Here is a 15,962-nt window from a genome sequence, read left to right on the forward strand (position 1 = left end):
AACGGGAATTTTTACGGATTTGGAGTGTTATTGGGTATAAGGTCACTGATGTTTAAGATAAATAAATATCTTTAATACCTAAACCGTGGTAAAATTTATGTGACAAACGATTTGTTACAAAATTATGAAATGTAATTATATAAATACTAATACAAAGGGATTTATTGTATGATGTTTAAGGAAATAAATAGTATTTCGATAAACTGAAAATCTCGATTTAAGACTAATATAATAACTTTCTGTTAGCGAAAGGGTATATGTAGGTCTAAATAGTCTGATGAAATGGAATGTCGAAAAATGTTCGGACTAATATATTGTTAAATGTTATATTTTATAGATGAAAATAGTTCCTTATGACTATTCGAAAGAGTCAAAAGTCGATAGACACTAAGGTTTAATATAATTACAATTGTATTATTGAGTTTTTGTGCGCAAATTTTAGCGAAATATGAATGAGGTGAGAAATTTGGATTTATTTGGCGGGACAATAAGTAGCCTGGAAAAGGGACTTTCCTATGCAACTTTAAAAAATAAAGCAATTACACAAAACATAGCGAATGTTGATACACCGAATTATAAAACTAAAGAAGTAAGCTTCAAAGACGTATTAAATGATGCAAAGCAAGCAACGATTCCTGCGTATCGCACAGATGCGAGGCATTATGATTTTAAAATTAATATTGGTAGCAGCGGTGTGTATTCGAATGAAAACTTCCGCAGCAGAGCAAATGGAAATGCTGTAAATATGGATGCTGAACAAGCAAAGCTGGCTGAAAATACAATATATTATAATGCGCTGATAGATCGTGTCAGCAGTAAATTTTCAACGTTGAATAATGTAGTAAAAGGAGGAAGATAGTAATGTCCATTTTTCATAGCATGAATACGACAGCTTCTGCATTAACATCACAGCGATTAAGAATGGATGTAATTTCCTCTAACATTGCCAATGTCGATACAACGCGAGCGAAGCAGGTAAATGGTGAATGGGAGCCATACCGAAAAAAATCTGTCACACTAAAAGAGCAGCAAGGTCAATTTTCCAACTTTTTAAATATGGCGATTGGAAAAACGGAAAAAGCCGGTGCTGGGAACGGTGTTAAAGTAAGTTCTATTAAAGAAGATACGGAAACCCCTTTTAAATTAGTTTATGATCCATCCCATCCCGATGCGAATGCAGAAGGGTATGTTCAAATGTCGAATGTTGACGTATTAAAGGAAATGGTTGATCTCATTTCGGCGAGCCGCTCTTATGAAGCAAATATTACTGCTTTTAATGCAAACAAGAACATGTTAACAAAAGCATTAGAAATCGGGAAAGGGTGATATTTAAATGGCGATTAATCCAATAACATTCATGTCTCCTGCACAATCTGTGAATGAAGTAAATGTTCAGAATCAACTGACTCCTGCAAATGCGCAGCAGCAATTTGCAGATACATTAAAAGAAGCGATTGCAAGTGTCAATGAACACCAAAAAACATCAGATACAATGACACAAAAATTAATTAACGGTGGAGATGTTGATTTATTTGAAGTGATGATTGCTGCACAAAAAGCAAGTGTTACTTTAAACACAACAATTGAAGTTCGTAATAAAGCTGTGGAAGCTTATCAAGAAATTATGCGTATGAGTGTGTAATGATTTGAAAAACGACTGACGAATTGTTGGGCATTCACTTTAAGCGGAGGATTCATAATGAATGAACGACTTACAAAAATTAAAAGCGACTCAACCGGTTTCTGGAAAAGTCGCACTAAAAACCAAAAAGGTGCATTAATCGGCGCAATTGCTGCGGTCATTGCAATTGCAGCGGTAATTACGTATTTCTCAACGCGTACGACAATGGCTCCTTTATTTCCGGAGATGTCACAGGCTGAAGTAGGGAGAATTACGGAAGTACTTACTTCACAAGGAGTAACGTACGAAGTGACAAACGGCGGGACAGTAATATTAGTGCCGGAAAATCAAGTACAGGACTTACAAGTGTCATTAGCAGCCCAGGGTTATCCTGATTCTGGGGAAATTGACACGTCTTTTTTTACATCTAACGCAGGCTTTGGTATGACCGACAATGAATTTAACGTAATTAAGCAAGCGACGATCGAAACGGATCTGGCGAATTTAGTTCGTAAGTTCGAAGGAGTCAAAGATGCAAGTGTCATGATAACTTTACCTGAAGAGGGTGTCTTCCTTAAAGATGCTAAAGGTGAAGCACAGGCTGCAATTGTGTTAGATACAGGACCTGGACATAAATTCTCGGACGATCAAATTAAAGGCTTATTTAATTTAGTATCAATGAGTATTCCGAATTTACCTAAAGAAAATATCACTATCATGAATCAGTATTCTGAATATTATGATCTGGCTTCAGCGGAAAGCGGTGGCGACGGAATCGATTCAGTTACTGGACAAATGGAAGTGAAGAAAACGATTGAGCGTGATTTGCAGCGCCAAGTGCAGCAAATGCTCGGTACATTAATCGGTCAGGATAAAGTCGTAGTAAATGTATCGGCTGATATTGACTTTAAAAAAGAAAACCGCGAAGAAAATTTAATTCGACCTGTTGATGAGGAAAATATGGAGGGTATAGAAATAAGTGCCCAACGTATTACGGAAACATACTCAGGCGGTGCTGCAGGAGCGGCAGAAGGTACTACTGAAGCCGGAAGTGTAACTGATAACTTTGTAGATTATGTTGAAGGAACAAATGGTGACGGCGATTATGAAAGAGTAGAAGAGACGATTAACAATGATGTTAACCGTATTCGCCGTGAAATTCAGGAAAGTCCATACAAGATTCGTAATTTAGGTATTCAAGTAATGGTAGATCCTCCAAATGCAGAAGAAGGATTCGATCAAGGTGTTCGTACCGATATTGAACAAATTTTATCGACAATTGTCCGTACATCTATTGATCAAGAAGCTGCCGGTAACCTGACAGACGAAGATATTGCAAATCGTATTGTCGTGTCTGTACAGCAATTTCAAGGAAATGATACAGCGGAAGATCAGCCGCAATCGGTTATTCCTTGGTGGGTATGGGTAATTGGCGGTATATTAGTTGTTGCAATTATATTACTTGTCATTAATGTGCTCCGTGCACGTCGACGTAAGCAAGATGAAGAAGAGCTGGAGATTTTAGAACAACAACAGCAGTTAATTGAAATAGAAGATATTTCTGAAGAAAAAGAAACTGAAGCGACTGTACGCCGTAAGCAATTAGAGAAAATGGCCAAAGATAAGCCTGAAGATTTTGCGAAATTATTGCGTAGCTGGATTGCTGAAGACTAATAGGAGGTTCCGCTGTGTCCAAGAAAGATAAAGACCTATCAGGAAAGCAAAAGGCTGCTTTACTGTTAATTTCTCTAGGACCGGAAGTTTCGGCTTCTGTATATAAGCATTTAAGTGAAGAGGAAATTGAACGTCTTACACTGGAAATTTCGAGTGTGAAAAGGGTGGAATCGACAGTCAAAGAAGAAATTATAGAAGAATTTCATCAGATTGCACTTGCGCAGGACTATATTACGCAAGGCGGTATAGGATATGCGAAGACGGTACTGGAAAAAGCATTAGGTGCTGAACAGGCACAGGCGATATTAAATCGTTTAACTTCTTCATTACAAGTAAGACCATTTGATTTTGCTAGAAAAGCAGATCCGGCACAAATTTTCAATTTTATCCAAAATGAACATCCTCAAACAATTGCCCTTATTCTATCTTACTTAGAACCAGGGCAAGCAGGGGTTATTCTATCTTCGTTACCACAGGAAGTACAGGCGGATATTGCGAAGCGTATTGCAATTATGGAATCAACGTCTCCGGAAGTTATCAGTGAAATTGAATCAGTATTAGAGCGAAAACTATCATCTACTGTGACACAGGATTACACAGAAACAGGCGGCGTAGATGCAGTCGTGGAAGTATTGAATGGTGTTGACCGTCAAACAGAGAAAACGATTCTGGATGCACTTGAAATTCAAGATCCTGAACTTGCCGAAGAAATTAAAAAGCGCATGTTTGTATTTGAAGATATCGTTACACTCGATAATCGTTCAATCCAGCGTGTTATTCGTGACTGTGAAAACGAAGACTTACTATTATCGATGAAAGTCTCTTCAGAAGAGGTAAAAGAAATTATTTTCCGCAATATGTCACAACGTATGGCAGATACATTCCGTGAAGAAATGGATATTATGGGCCCTGTGCGCTTACGAGATGTAGAAGAAGCGCAGTCTCGAATCGTAGCAGTTATCCGACGTTTAGAAGATGCAGGTGAAATTATTATTGCACGTGGCGGAGGAGATGATGTAATTGTCTAAAATCATCCGTTCAACAAATGCACAGCAACCCGAAGAGTCATCAATTGTAGAAATTAAACTTCAAAATTTCTTCGAGCCGATTCATTATGGGAAAACGGAAGATGAACGTATAGAGGAATTGTCACAACAAAAAACAATAGATATTGAAGCTGAACGTCAGCAAATGCTGGAACAGGCAAATTATGAAATCGAACAGCAAAAAACCCAATTCGAACAGTATCGATCAGAGCAGCTTGCGGCAATAGAAGCGTTAAAGCAATCATGGGAAGAAGAAAAAATTATTCTTCAACAGGAAGCTTATGATGGCGGTTTTGCACAAGGGTATGAGGATGGCGTACAAAAGGCCAATGCAGCGATGCAGCAGGCATTGCAAGCGGCAAATGAGACGATGAATAATGCACAAAAAAATGCAGCATCTTATATTGAGTCTCAGGAGTCCGTTCTTTTGGATCTTGCATTAACAGCTGCTGAACGCATCATTCATACAACACTCGACCGGGACGATGAAATATTCGTTTCAATTGTAAGACGTGGTTTAAAAGAAGCACGGGAAATGAAAGAAATTAAATTATATGTTTCACCGAAATATCATCCGATTGTGACAGAACAGTTAAAGGAATTAGCGGAAATGTTCCCGGTAAATGTTCCGTTTATGGTATTTGTCAATGAAGATTTACTAGATTCGGAAAGTTATATCGAAACAAATCATGGACGCATTGTTGTTTCAATTGACGAACAATTGCAAGAGCTCCGCAGACAGTTATACGAACTAATCGAAAGTAAGGAATGATATGGATGAAAATGGCTCAATTAGTTGAACAAATTCCTAATCTTAATACATTTAAAAAGTATGGTAGAGTGACGAGAGTTGTCGGCTTGATGATTGAGTCCCAAGGTCCTGAAAGTTCCATCGGTGACGTATGTAAAATCCATATCCAAACATCAAAAAACGGTCCGCAAGTAATGCTGGCAGAAGTTGTAGGGTTTAAAGATGAAATCGTGATTTTAATGCCATACTCTTCGTTGAAAGAAATTTCGATTGGCTGTCTTGTAGAGGGGACAGGCTCACCGCTGGAAGTGAAAGTTGGCCCTGAGCTGATTGGGAAAGTACTTGATGCAATGGGCAATCCTTTTGATGGTCAACCCTTGCCAAAAGGATTAACGACAGTCCCAACAGAAAAAGAGCCGCCTAATCCTTTAAGTCGTCCGCCGATTAACGAACAGTTAGAGGTCGGAGTAAAAGCGATTGACGGTATGCTTACAGTTGGCAGCGGTCAGCGTGTAGGTATATTTGCTGGATCGGGTGTCGGAAAAAGTACATTGCTTGGTATGATTGCAAGAAACACGGAAGCAGATATTAATGTTATTGCCCTTGTAGGAGAACGTGGACGTGAAGTAAGGGAGTTTATCGAACGGGATTTAGGTCCGGAAGGTTTACAACGGTCGGTTGTCGTAGCGGCTACTAGTGATCAGCCTGCACTAATGCGAATTAAAGCAGCATTTACCGCAACAGCTATTGCAGAATATTTCAGGGACCGCGGCAAGAACGTCATGTTAATGATGGATTCCGTAACACGTGTTGCGATGGCACAGCGCGAAATAGGACTGGCAATCGGTGAACCGCCTGCAACAAGAGGTTACACACCATCCGTTTTTGCAATATTACCAACATTGTTGGAACGGTCAGGTACAAACATAAATGGGACAATTACCGCATTTTATACAGTGCTTGTAGATGGTGATGATATGAATGAACCGATTGCAGATGCGGTACGGGGGATTTTGGACGGTCATATTGTACTGGACCGGAATCTTGCCAACAAAGGACAGTATCCGGCGATTAATGTGTTGAAAAGTGTAAGTCGTTTGATGAACCATATTGCACAGCCTGAGCATGTCCGTGCAGCAAGCCGTTTGCGGGAATTATACTACAGCTATTCAAAATCAGAGGATCTGATCAATATCGGGGTATATAAGCGCGGGACATCAAAGGAAATTGATGAGGCGATTATGTATGAGCCGCTAATTACACAATTTTTAAAGCAAGGGTATAAAGATAAAATTTCGATCGAACAAACTGTCAATGAAATTATCGCTTTATCGAATGGTGGTGCCCGTTAATGATGAAATACAATTATCGTTTTGAAAAAATTCTTGTCGTTAAAGATCAGGAAAAAACGGAATCGGAACTGGCTTTTAAAGAATCGGTGCAAGTGTTTGAGGAAATTGCTACAAAGCTGTATGACCTGTTAAAGAAAAAAGAAGATTTAATCGAGTATCAGCAGGAACGGTTAAAAATAGGGTCTTCCATCGATGAAATCAACCATTATTCGAAATTTATCGATAGTATGGAAAAAACAATCGAGGATGCACAGCAAAAAGTAATGCAGGCACGAGCAAAAATGAATTGGCATGAGCAGAAATTATTGGAAAAAAGTTTGGAAGTACGTAAATATGAAAAAATGCGTGAAAGAGATCATGAAAGATTCATAGAAGATCAACTTCATATAGAAGCAATTCAGTTAGATGAGCTTTCGACAATTGCGTATTACAAGAAGGAAATCAGGTGATTCCGTGGCAAAAAGAATAAAAAATACGATGGAACAAGTGGAAGAAATGGAATTGGAAAGCCAATCTCCAGGTTTTTTCAAAAAGTTTTTCTACCTATTTTTAATCCCGTTCATGTTTCTCATCGCAATTTTATTGATTATTACATCTATGACGGAATATAACGTGTTTAAAATGGCGGATGAAGCAATTGATAAAATCCCGTTTATCAGCTCGGATGAAAAAGAGGGAGCAGTAGAAAACAGCTCATTAAATGAACAAAAGGTAGTGGAGCTGCAAGCGGAAATTCAAGAAAAGGAAGCACAAATTTCCCAGCTACAATCACAAATTGACGCCTCAGCGACTGAAAAGGAAGAGCTTTTAATCGAACAGGAACGATTGCAGTTTGAAATTGAAAAATTGCAGCGCGATCAGGAAGAGACGAAAAAAGAGTTCAAAGAAATTCTGTCTACTTTCGAAAAAATGTCTGCAAGAAAAGCAGCACCTATATTAGTTGAAATGAGTGACACGGAAAGCGTGCGTATTATGTCGGAGATGAAACCCGATACATTATCGGCTATTTTCGCAAAAATGGCGCCGGCAGATGCTGCCCGCTATACAGAGCTTTTATCACAGCAATAGTCGTTGAATGGAGGGAAGTGTAGTAAATGAATATAGCAATGTTACAAAAAGTAAAAATGCCGAAGCAAGATTTCCAGCCAAACACAGTAAAAACAGCAAAACCGGATTCAAAAGCATTTGGAAGTGTGTTCAATTCGATGATTTCCAAGTCGTCTGCTTCAACTCCTAAGCAAACGGAAGTTTCAGAACAGCCGCTAGCTGAAAGTATTTCCGGGCTTTTAGAAGAGGACTCACTGGAAAATCTACTCGAACAATTAGGTGTGGAAATGGATGAGTCGGGGCTATTCGCATTAGTAGGTGAAGAAAGTACACCGGTTGCGATAGACGAACTAATGAATTTAGATAACTTGACGGAGCTTTTAGGAATGACAAAAACGGAGCTGAGTCAAATTATTGAACAGTTATTAGGCGACACAAAGCAGGAAATTACGGATGTTTGGTCTCTTATCGAACAGGCACCGCATATTTTAAATGAAGTAATGGCAGCTGTGCTGAAGCCTGAGCAAAACAATGTGCAACCAAAAGATTTGCAGCAACTTGTCCAGCTGTTAAAGTTAGCTCAACTGGCCGGAAGTAAAGTTGATACGGTCTATCAACAGGAACTCCAATTAGCCAGTTTAAAAGATGCATTGCTGGCAATGGCAAATGAAGCTCAGAAATTAGCGGGATCAGAGCAGAGTACTACAAAAAATACGACTTTCCAACAAGTAGTACAGCAAGGTCAACAGACGACCGTTAAAGTTGAAACGGATACACAAACAGCAGGTCATTTACAGCAGCAAGTGACACATACAAAAACAGTGACCGTTACATTACCTGCTGAAAAGCCGGCACAGTCGGATGCATTAATAAAAGAAATTCAAAACTTGATCAATCGCAGCCAGCTTTCAGGACAGCCAGGTAATATGAAATTATTCCTGAAACTGTTTCCGGAAAACCTCGGTCAAATACGAATTGAATTAGTTCAAAAAGACGGAATCATGACTGCCCGATTATTGGCAACGACAGCAATGGGAAAAGAGTTACTGGAAAATAATATTAACCAGTTAAAAGCCGGTTTCGTCTCTCAAAATATTCAAATGGAACGAATCGATGTTGCACAGTCTTTACAGGATGCCGATCGAAATGCGCGTGATCAAAACTTCTTTAATAACTTCTTCCGCCAAAAAGATGGAGAAGAAGAACAGGACAATAACGAAGATACGCTGGAAGAAGAAAATGTTTCGTTTAAAGATCTATTAAGTGAGGAGGTAGAATAAGTGGCAAAATCAATTTCAAATGATTATTATTTACCGGCGAATAATGCGAATTTCAAAGTAACAGATAAACAAGATAACGGGGCGCTCGGAAAAGATGCGTTTCTAAAAATATTAATTACACAATTGCAAAACCAGGATCCGACAAGCCCGATGGATGATAAGGAATTTATTTCACAGATGGCACAATTTTCTTCACTTGAGCAAATGCAAAACATGACCAAAGCGATGGAAAATTTACTTGAATCACAGCAGCAATCACAGTTAATGAACTATTCGACATTTGTCGGCAAAGAAGTGAAATGGCATGAAATTACAGACAAAGTGGACGCAGACAACAAGCCGATCTACAACGAAGGAACAGGCGCTATTCAGGAATTAAAGTTTGTTGATGGTGAGGCCGTGTTAGTACTGGCTGACGGCAAGGAAATTAAACCAGGCAATATTTCATCGATTCTTGGCAGTATGAGTGCAACAGAGCCGACAGTTCCAGTCGGAAATCCATTGGCAGAAGCGAGCCGGCTGATCGGACAGACGGTTCAATATACAAATGGTGACCAAGTCATTGAGGCAATGATTGAAGCGATTAAAACAAATAATGTGAATATCGAATACATTTTAAATGATGGTTCTCGTTTAACAAAAGACCAATTTACAGTGAGTTCTCAAACAACCCAAAATGAAAATGTAACAGAATAAGAGGTGGGGCTGATGAACAGAGTCAATATTCAACATATCCCTTACCATCCACCGATAAAGCCGATAGTAAAGCAAAATACTGAGCAAGTTTCAAAGCAGTCCTTTATGGACCATTTAAAACAGGCGACCGGTGATGAATTAAAAATAAGCAAGCATGCTTCAGAACGGTTGAATGAAAGAAATATTTCTATAACAGATCGTGAATGGCAGCAAATCTCCGAAAAAGTATTTGAGGCAAAAAATAAAGGTGTGAAGCAGCCGTTAGTCCTGTTAGATCAGGCAGCCTTAATTGTAAGTGCAAAAAATGCGACGGTTATTACGGCATTGGATCGTAATGAAGCGAAACAGCAACTATTTACCAATATTGATGGAACAATCCTTTTATAGGCCGGACCTTCAGAAGTAAGGAAGCCTACAGTCGTTGAATGATAGATACGACTGAACTAAAATAACAGATTTGAAAATCGAAGGGAGAACGACATTTTATGTTACGTTCAATGTATTCAGGTATTTCAGGCTTAAAAAACTTTCAGACAAAATTAGACGTGATTGGGAATAATATTTCAAATGTTAATACGTACGGCTTTAAGAAAGAACGTACTATTTTTAAAGATTTAATTTCACAAACACAGGCAGGCGCATCTGCACCTTCAGCAACTCGCGGTGGAGTAAACATGATTCAAGTAGGATTAGGTTCACAGCTTGCTGCCATTGACACGATGCACAATGCCGGTTCAATGCAGACGACAGGACGTACATTGGATTTAGCTATTTCAGGAGATGGATTCTTTATGGTTGCTGATGCAGTGGATTTTGATCAAGGCGATGCAGCTAATGGTGTTCCGGCTACAGCAGAAGGATTCACAAATACGCTTTATACTCGTGCAGGCAATTTCTATATGGATCGAAATGGTTTCTTAGTAAACGGGGACGGTAAATACTTAGTTGGTTTTGCGGCAGATGTTACCGACTATGATGCAATAGACCCTACAGCTGCACCTGGTTCAGGATTTGATGAAAATAGACTGCAGGTTGCTGCAGGAGCCAACTTAATTGATCCTGATACTGGAGAATTACTAGAACAAGGAGCTGCAACTGCAACTCCGATTCGTATTCCGACAACTGCCCAATCAATGAGTATATCTCAGGACGGAACAATTTCATTTGTCGATTCAGCTGGAGATCTTCAATATGCTGGTACAGTAGTTTTAGCGAAGTTCGCAAATGCGAGCGGTCTTGAAAAAACGGGAAGCAACTATTTCCGTACAACGCCGAACTCAGGAGTAACTTATGCTCAATTAGGTACACAGGATGGTATTGGCTCAATTAACTCAGGCTTCATGGAAATGTCCAACGTAGACCTTTCGGAAGAATTCACAGAGATGATTGTTGCACAGCGCGGGTTCCAGGCGAACTCTCGTATAATTACAACGTCGGATGAAATTTTACAAGAGCTTGTTAACTTAAAACGATAGTTTAAATTGATAATAGAAGGGGGGCCGGGCCGGCTCTCAAGTGCAGGTCCGGCCCTATTGCAATGATTGAGGTGACTCGCCTTAATGGTAAAGCACTTACTTTAAATGCTTTATACATAGAAACAGTTGAAGCATTTCCGGACACCCAAATTACGCTGACGACTGGACGTAAATACATTGTGTTAGAGACTGAAGAACAGGTGCGGCAAAAAGTGAGAACATTTTATCAGAATGTCCAAGTTTTATCTAACCCGCACCTTAAAGGTGAAGAAGATGAAGAATAATAAACTATTAACAATTATGCTAATTATATTAGTAACGATTACATTATTCGGTGTGATTATAGTTGTGTTATTGACACAGCTCGACAAAGAGAAGCCAGATGGCCCAACGATTGATGAAATCATCGAGTCATCGGTAGACATTCCTGAGATTACGACGAACTTGGCAGATGGTAGTTTTGTTCGCATTACATTAAAAATCCAGGCATCAGATAAAAAAGCCGGTCAAGAGTTGTTTAAACGAGACTTCCAAGTAAAAAACATCGTGATTCAGGAACTTTCTGAAATGGAAGAGAAAGCTTTAGAAGGCAAGCAAGGGAAAATTACATTCCAGGATACAATTAAATATCAAGTAAATGAGCTAATGCAAGAAGGGGAAGTTACGCAAGTGTATATTACTTCATACGTACTTCAGTAATCATCAGTACTAACAATTTTAATTTTTGAAATGGAGGTGGGGCAAATGGCAGGAGATATCATGTCGCAATCCGAAATTGATGCGCTTTTATCGGCGATATCGACCGGAGAGATGTCTGCAGAAGACATAAAAAAAGAAGATGAGACACGAAAAGTTAAAGTATATGACTTTAAGCGGGCACTGCGCTTCTCAAAAGACCAAATCCGAAGTTTGACCCGTATACATGAAAACTTTGCGCGACTGCTGACAACATTCTTTTCTGCACAGTTAAGAAGCTATGTCCAAATAACAGTTGCATCTGTGGACCAAATTCCGTTTGAAGAATTTGTGCGTTCAATCCCAAACATGACATTGATCAATGTATTTGAGGTTCCGCCTTTAGATGGCAATATTTTAATGGAGATTAACCCGAATATTGCCTATTCGATGCTCGATCGATTGATGGGCGGAGCAGGGGGAAGTCATAGCAATGTTGACAATTTAACTGAAATCGAAACGAAGATTATGACGAATTTATTTGAACGTTCTTTTGATAATTTACGTGAAGCATGGGAGAACGTTGCTGAAATCGATCCGATGCTTGTGGAATTGGAAGTAAATCCGCAGTTTTTACAAATGATTTCGCCAAATGAAACTGTAGTTGTCATTTCGTTTAATACAATTATCGGGGAAACGACAGGGATGATTAATATTTGTATCCCGCATGTTGTACTGGAGCCGATCGTTCCCAATTTATCTGTTCGCTACTGGATGCAGACAAATACGAAAGAAATTTCACCGGAACAAACAAAAATGCTTGAAACTCGTGTGAAACAAGCAAAATTACCGGTTATTGCAGAGTTAGGTACGGCAGATATTACAATTGAAGATTTCCTGACAATGACTGTCGGTGATGTCATTCCGTTAAATCAAAAAATTGAAAATCCGTTAACACTGAAAGTCGGCAGTTTACCGAAATTTACTGTTCAGCCAGGCAAATTGAATAATAAAATGGCTGTTCAAATTATCGACCCTTTGAAAGGAGGAGACGAAGATGAGTGATGAAATGCTCTCCCAAGAAGAAATTGAGGCTCTATTAAGGGGCGAAACACTGGAGGATTTTTCTGCAAATACAGCAAGTCCGGAAGAAGAAATTAAAGTTGAGGATCACTTAACTCCGATAGAAATTGATGCATTAGGTGAGGTAGGTAATATCTCGTTCGGTAGTTCTGCAACTGCTTTATCTTCATTACTAGGTCAAAAAGTAGATATTACAACACCTAGTATTACAATGATTAATCGTAACCGTTTAGAACAGGAATTCCCGCATCCATATGTTGCTGTACAAGTAGAGTATACAACTGGTCTTTCAGGAATGAATCTTCTCGTAATCAAACAATCGGATGCTGCAATTATTGCAGATTTAATGCTGGGTGGCGATGGTGTTAATCCAAGACCGGAATTAAGTGAAATCCAGTTAAGTGCAGTTCAAGAAGCGATGAATCAAATGATGGGCTCAGCTGCCACATCCATGTCAACAGTATTTAACCAAAAGGTTGATATTTCACCGCCGACAATTGATCTACTGAACATTTCACAAAATGAAGGCACTGATACGATCCCTACAGATGAGTTATTAGTGAAAATTTCCTTCAGATTGCGTATCGGTGAATTGATCGATTCGAATTTAATGCAATTACTACCTTTAAAGTTTAGTAAAAAGATAGTAAAGTCATTAATGGGAGAAACTGATGAGCCTCTTACTGCAACAACAACAGTGGAGCCTACACCAGTTCAGCCGACACAACAGCAACCAATGCAGCAGGCACAACAACCGACTGCACAACAACCGGTTCAGCAGCCAGTTTATGAGCAGCCAGTACAACAGCCAGCCTATCAGCAGCCAATGTATGAGCAACCGGTGCAGCAACAAGTGTATCAGCAACAGCAACCTGTATATGAACAGCCAGTTTACCAGCAGCCTGCTTATACAGCACCACCGGCAAATGTACAGCAAGCACAATTTGCAAGCTTTGATTCGCCAAGTATTACACAGGCGGAAGCACGCAATTTAAATATGCTGCTTGATATTCCATTGCAAGTAACAGTTGAGCTGGGACGTACTAAACGTTCAGTAAAAGAAATCCTCGAATTATCGAGCGGATCGATTATTGAATTAGATAAACTAGCAGGTGAACCTGTAGATATTTTAGTAAACAGTCGGTTAATTGCAAAAGGTGAAGTTGTAGTAATTGATGAGAACTTCGGTGTTCGCATCACAGATATTTTAAGTCAGGCAGATCGCTTGAACAATATTAGATAGTTTTAATTGGAGGAATTAGATTATGTCTAAAAGGATTTTAATTGTTGACGATGCAGCATTCATGCGCATGATGATCAAGGATATTTTAACGAAGAATGGTTATGAAGTAGTAGGAGAAGCAGCTGACGGAATTCAAGCAGTTGAAAAGTACAATGAATTGCGTCCGGATTTAGTAACTATGGATATTACAATGCCTGAAATGGATGGTATTGCAGCATTAAAAGAAATTAAAGGCACGGATCCAAGCGCGGTAGTTATTATGTGTTCAGCAATGGGCCAACAAGCTATGGTTATCGATGCGATTCAAGCTGGTGCAAAAGACTTTATCGTAAAGCCTTTCCAAGCAGATCGCGTAATCGAAGCGATTCAAAAAGCTTTAGGTTGATCTGATGAAAGCAAAAAAATCATTTCGATTTTGGATCGCTGTTGGAATTGTATTGATGACGGCATTATTTACACCAATCTCAAATGGAACTTTTGCGATGGTAAGTAACGTATACGAAAACTGTAATGAAAACCCTGAAGTATGTTCAGAAGAAAAAAATTCAGATGAGAGTACTCCGGATGCCGACGCAGAACAAACTGACTCGGCATCCGTTAGTATTGGATTTTTGGATTATCTTAAAGTTTTAATAGCACTTGTGTTTGTTATAGGGCTATTATTGTTCATTTTAAAGTATTTAAACAAGCGTAACTTCAACTATCAACAAAATGCCGTTATTAAAAATATCGGTGGCTTGTCTGTAGGACAGCAAAAGTCTGTACAATTATTACTAATTGGTAAACGAGTTTATGTAGTTGGTGTCGGCGATAACATTCAGCTTCTAAAGGAAATTGAATCCGAAGAAGAAATCGACCATTTACTAAATCAAATTGAAACTAAGCAGAGCATGGTGAATACTTCACCATATATAGCTCAGTTAATTAATAAATTTTCACAAAAAAAGCGCCCTCAGGATATTTCGGAAAGCCCTAAATTCAATGATTTGTTCAATGAAAAAATCGGGAAAATCAAGCAGCAACGAAGTGACGAGCTTGAGCGTTGGAAAGAACAGGAGCGTGATGATCGATGAACGAAATACTTTCCGTGTTTTCAGAAAGTGATCCGGGAAATGTATCCACATCGGTTACGCTGTTATTCCTGTTAACTGTATTATCTTTAGCGCCTAGTCTATTAATATTAATGACTTCCTTTGCGCGTATCGTCATTGTTCTGTCGTTTACCAGGACAGCCCTTGCCACGAACCAAATGCCGCCTAACCAGGTAATTATCGGGTTGGCATTATTTTTAACATTTTTTATTATGGCTCCGACATTCCAGCAAGTAAACGAGCAGGCATTACAGCCGCTCTTCGATGAAGAAATTAATTTGGAAGAGGCCTATGAACGGGCGACGATTCCGTTTAAACATTTTATGGCTCAGCATACAAGACAAAAAGATTTAGAACTCTTTATCGAATATAATCAGGCAGAATATCCGGATTCCATCGAGGAAATTCCGATGACGCTGCTCGTACCCGCATTTGCGTTAAGTGAAATTAAAACAGCTTTTCAAATGGGCTTTATGATCTTCATTCCGTTTTTAGTTATTGATATGGTAGTCGCAAGTACACTGATGTCAATGGGGATGATGATGCTGCCTCCAGTAATGATTTCACTGCCATTTAAAATCTTATTATTTGTACTCGTCGATGGTTGGTATTTAGTGATGAAATCTTTACTTCAAAGTTTTTAGGGGATGATATAAAGTGACACAGGAAATGGTCATTGCAATTGCAGAAAATGCAGTATTCACGATATTGATAGTTTCGGGACCTTTACTATTAATCGCACTTGTCAGCGGTTTAATAGTGAGTATATTTCAGGCAACAACTTCCATTCAAGAACAAACATTGGCGTTCGTACCTAAAATCGTAGCGGTATTAGTGGCGATTATTTTTTTTGGTCCGTTTATGATCAGCAAGATGACGGACTACTTTCACGACATTTTAAATAACCTAGTTCGGTATATTGGGTGAG

21 protein-coding genes are annotated in these 15,962 nt (G+C 39.0%); all 21 read left to right on the forward strand.

What is annotated here, in order from left to right:
* The first annotated feature begins 466 nt into the window (after positions 1–466).
* Positions 467–859: a flagellar basal body rod protein FlgB gene (flgB, locus tag B5473_RS11355; protein WP_079525197.1), complete on the forward strand. Its 393-nt coding sequence runs from the start codon at positions 467–469 to the stop codon at positions 857–859.
* A 2-nt stretch (positions 860–861) separates the two neighbouring features.
* Positions 862–1,326, forward strand: a complete 465-nt coding sequence (gene flgC, locus B5473_RS11360) for a flagellar basal body rod protein FlgC (RefSeq protein ID WP_079525198.1) — start codon at positions 862–864, stop codon at positions 1,324–1,326.
* Positions 1,327–1,333: 7 nt separating this feature from the next.
* Positions 1,334–1,642 (forward strand): flagellar hook-basal body complex protein FliE, encoded by a 309-nt coding sequence (gene fliE, locus B5473_RS11365; protein ID WP_079525200.1) that lies wholly within the window; start codon positions 1,334–1,336, stop codon positions 1,640–1,642.
* A 57-nt stretch (positions 1,643–1,699) separates the two neighbouring features.
* Positions 1,700–3,295, forward strand: a complete 1,596-nt coding sequence (gene fliF, locus B5473_RS11370) for a flagellar basal-body MS-ring/collar protein FliF (protein WP_079525202.1) — start codon at positions 1,700–1,702, stop codon at positions 3,293–3,295.
* A gap of 14 nt (positions 3,296–3,309) precedes the next feature.
* Positions 3,310–4,323 carry a flagellar motor switch protein FliG gene (gene fliG, locus B5473_RS11375; protein ID WP_065216424.1) on the forward strand — a complete coding sequence of 338 codons (1,014 nt, stop codon included), beginning with the start codon at positions 3,310–3,312 and terminating at the stop codon, positions 4,321–4,323.
* On the forward strand, positions 4,316–5,113 hold the full coding sequence (fliH, locus tag B5473_RS11380; RefSeq protein ID WP_079525204.1) for a flagellar assembly protein FliH: 798 nt from the start codon (positions 4,316–4,318) through the stop codon (positions 5,111–5,113). The genes fliG and fliH overlap by 8 nt, the downstream gene beginning before the upstream one ends.
* 5 nt (positions 5,114–5,118) lie before the next feature.
* Complete coding sequence (gene fliI, locus B5473_RS11385) at positions 5,119–6,444, forward strand: flagellar protein export ATPase FliI (protein WP_079525206.1); 1,326 nt, start codon at positions 5,119–5,121, stop codon at positions 6,442–6,444.
* Positions 6,444–6,893 (forward strand): flagellar export protein FliJ, encoded by a 450-nt coding sequence (fliJ, locus tag B5473_RS11390; protein WP_176142070.1) that lies wholly within the window; start codon positions 6,444–6,446, stop codon positions 6,891–6,893. The genes fliI and fliJ overlap by 1 nt, the downstream gene beginning before the upstream one ends.
* Positions 6,850–7,512, forward strand: a complete 663-nt coding sequence (locus B5473_RS11395; RefSeq protein ID WP_079525208.1) for a MotE family protein — start codon at positions 6,850–6,852, stop codon at positions 7,510–7,512. The genes fliJ and B5473_RS11395 overlap by 44 nt, the downstream gene beginning before the upstream one ends.
* A 26-nt stretch (positions 7,513–7,538) precedes the next feature.
* Complete coding sequence (locus tag B5473_RS11400) at positions 7,539–8,771, forward strand: flagellar hook-length control protein FliK (protein WP_079525210.1); 1,233 nt, start codon at positions 7,539–7,541, stop codon at positions 8,769–8,771.
* Positions 8,772–9,467, forward strand: coding sequence for a flagellar hook assembly protein FlgD (flgD, locus tag B5473_RS11405; protein WP_079525212.1), 696 nt, complete (start codon positions 8,772–8,774; stop codon positions 9,465–9,467).
* Positions 9,468–9,479: 12 nt separating this feature from the next.
* Positions 9,480–9,854, forward strand: a complete 375-nt coding sequence (locus B5473_RS11410; RefSeq protein ID WP_079525214.1) for a TIGR02530 family flagellar biosynthesis protein — start codon at positions 9,480–9,482, stop codon at positions 9,852–9,854.
* Positions 9,855–9,952: 98 nt separating this feature from the next.
* A complete protein-coding gene (locus B5473_RS11415) occupies positions 9,953–10,942 on the forward strand; it encodes a flagellar hook-basal body complex protein (protein WP_079525216.1) in 990 nt (329 codons plus the stop codon).
* A gap of 62 nt (positions 10,943–11,004) precedes the next feature.
* The gene (locus B5473_RS11420; RefSeq protein WP_079525218.1) at positions 11,005–11,226 is read left to right on the forward strand and encodes a flagellar FlbD family protein; all 222 of its coding nucleotides are present in this window, start codon (positions 11,005–11,007) and stop codon (positions 11,224–11,226) included.
* The gene (gene fliL, locus B5473_RS11425) at positions 11,216–11,641 is read left to right on the forward strand and encodes a flagellar basal body-associated protein FliL (RefSeq protein WP_079525220.1); all 426 of its coding nucleotides are present in this window, start codon (positions 11,216–11,218) and stop codon (positions 11,639–11,641) included. The genes B5473_RS11420 and fliL overlap by 11 nt, the downstream gene beginning before the upstream one ends.
* A 45-nt stretch (positions 11,642–11,686) precedes the next feature.
* Positions 11,687–12,682 carry a flagellar motor switch protein FliM gene (gene fliM / locus B5473_RS11430; RefSeq protein WP_079525222.1) on the forward strand — a complete coding sequence of 332 codons (996 nt, stop codon included), beginning with the start codon at positions 11,687–11,689 and terminating at the stop codon, positions 12,680–12,682.
* Complete coding sequence (fliY, locus tag B5473_RS11435; protein ID WP_079525224.1) at positions 12,675–13,943, forward strand: flagellar motor switch phosphatase FliY; 1,269 nt, start codon at positions 12,675–12,677, stop codon at positions 13,941–13,943. Before fliM ends, fliY begins: the two co-directional genes overlap by 8 nt.
* 22 nt (positions 13,944–13,965) lie before the next feature.
* Positions 13,966–14,328 (forward strand): response regulator, encoded by a 363-nt coding sequence (locus tag B5473_RS11440; protein ID WP_014824480.1) that lies wholly within the window; start codon positions 13,966–13,968, stop codon positions 14,326–14,328.
* 4 nt (positions 14,329–14,332) lie between these two features.
* The gene (locus tag B5473_RS11445; protein ID WP_079525226.1) at positions 14,333–15,016 is read left to right on the forward strand and encodes a flagellar biosynthetic protein FliO; all 684 of its coding nucleotides are present in this window, start codon (positions 14,333–14,335) and stop codon (positions 15,014–15,016) included.
* Positions 15,013–15,678, forward strand: coding sequence for a flagellar type III secretion system pore protein FliP (gene fliP, locus B5473_RS11450; RefSeq protein ID WP_079525228.1), 666 nt, complete (start codon positions 15,013–15,015; stop codon positions 15,676–15,678). The genes B5473_RS11445 and fliP overlap by 4 nt, the downstream gene beginning before the upstream one ends.
* A gap of 13 nt (positions 15,679–15,691) precedes the next feature.
* Positions 15,692–15,961: a flagellar biosynthesis protein FliQ gene (fliQ, locus tag B5473_RS11455; protein ID WP_079525230.1), complete on the forward strand. Its 270-nt coding sequence runs from the start codon at positions 15,692–15,694 to the stop codon at positions 15,959–15,961.
* The last annotated feature ends 1 nt before the right edge of the window (position 15,962 follow it).

It is taken from the genome of Solibacillus isronensis, from assembly GCF_900168685.1.
GTDB classification, from domain to species: Bacteria; Bacillota; Bacilli; order Bacillales_A; family Planococcaceae; genus Solibacillus; species Solibacillus isronensis_A.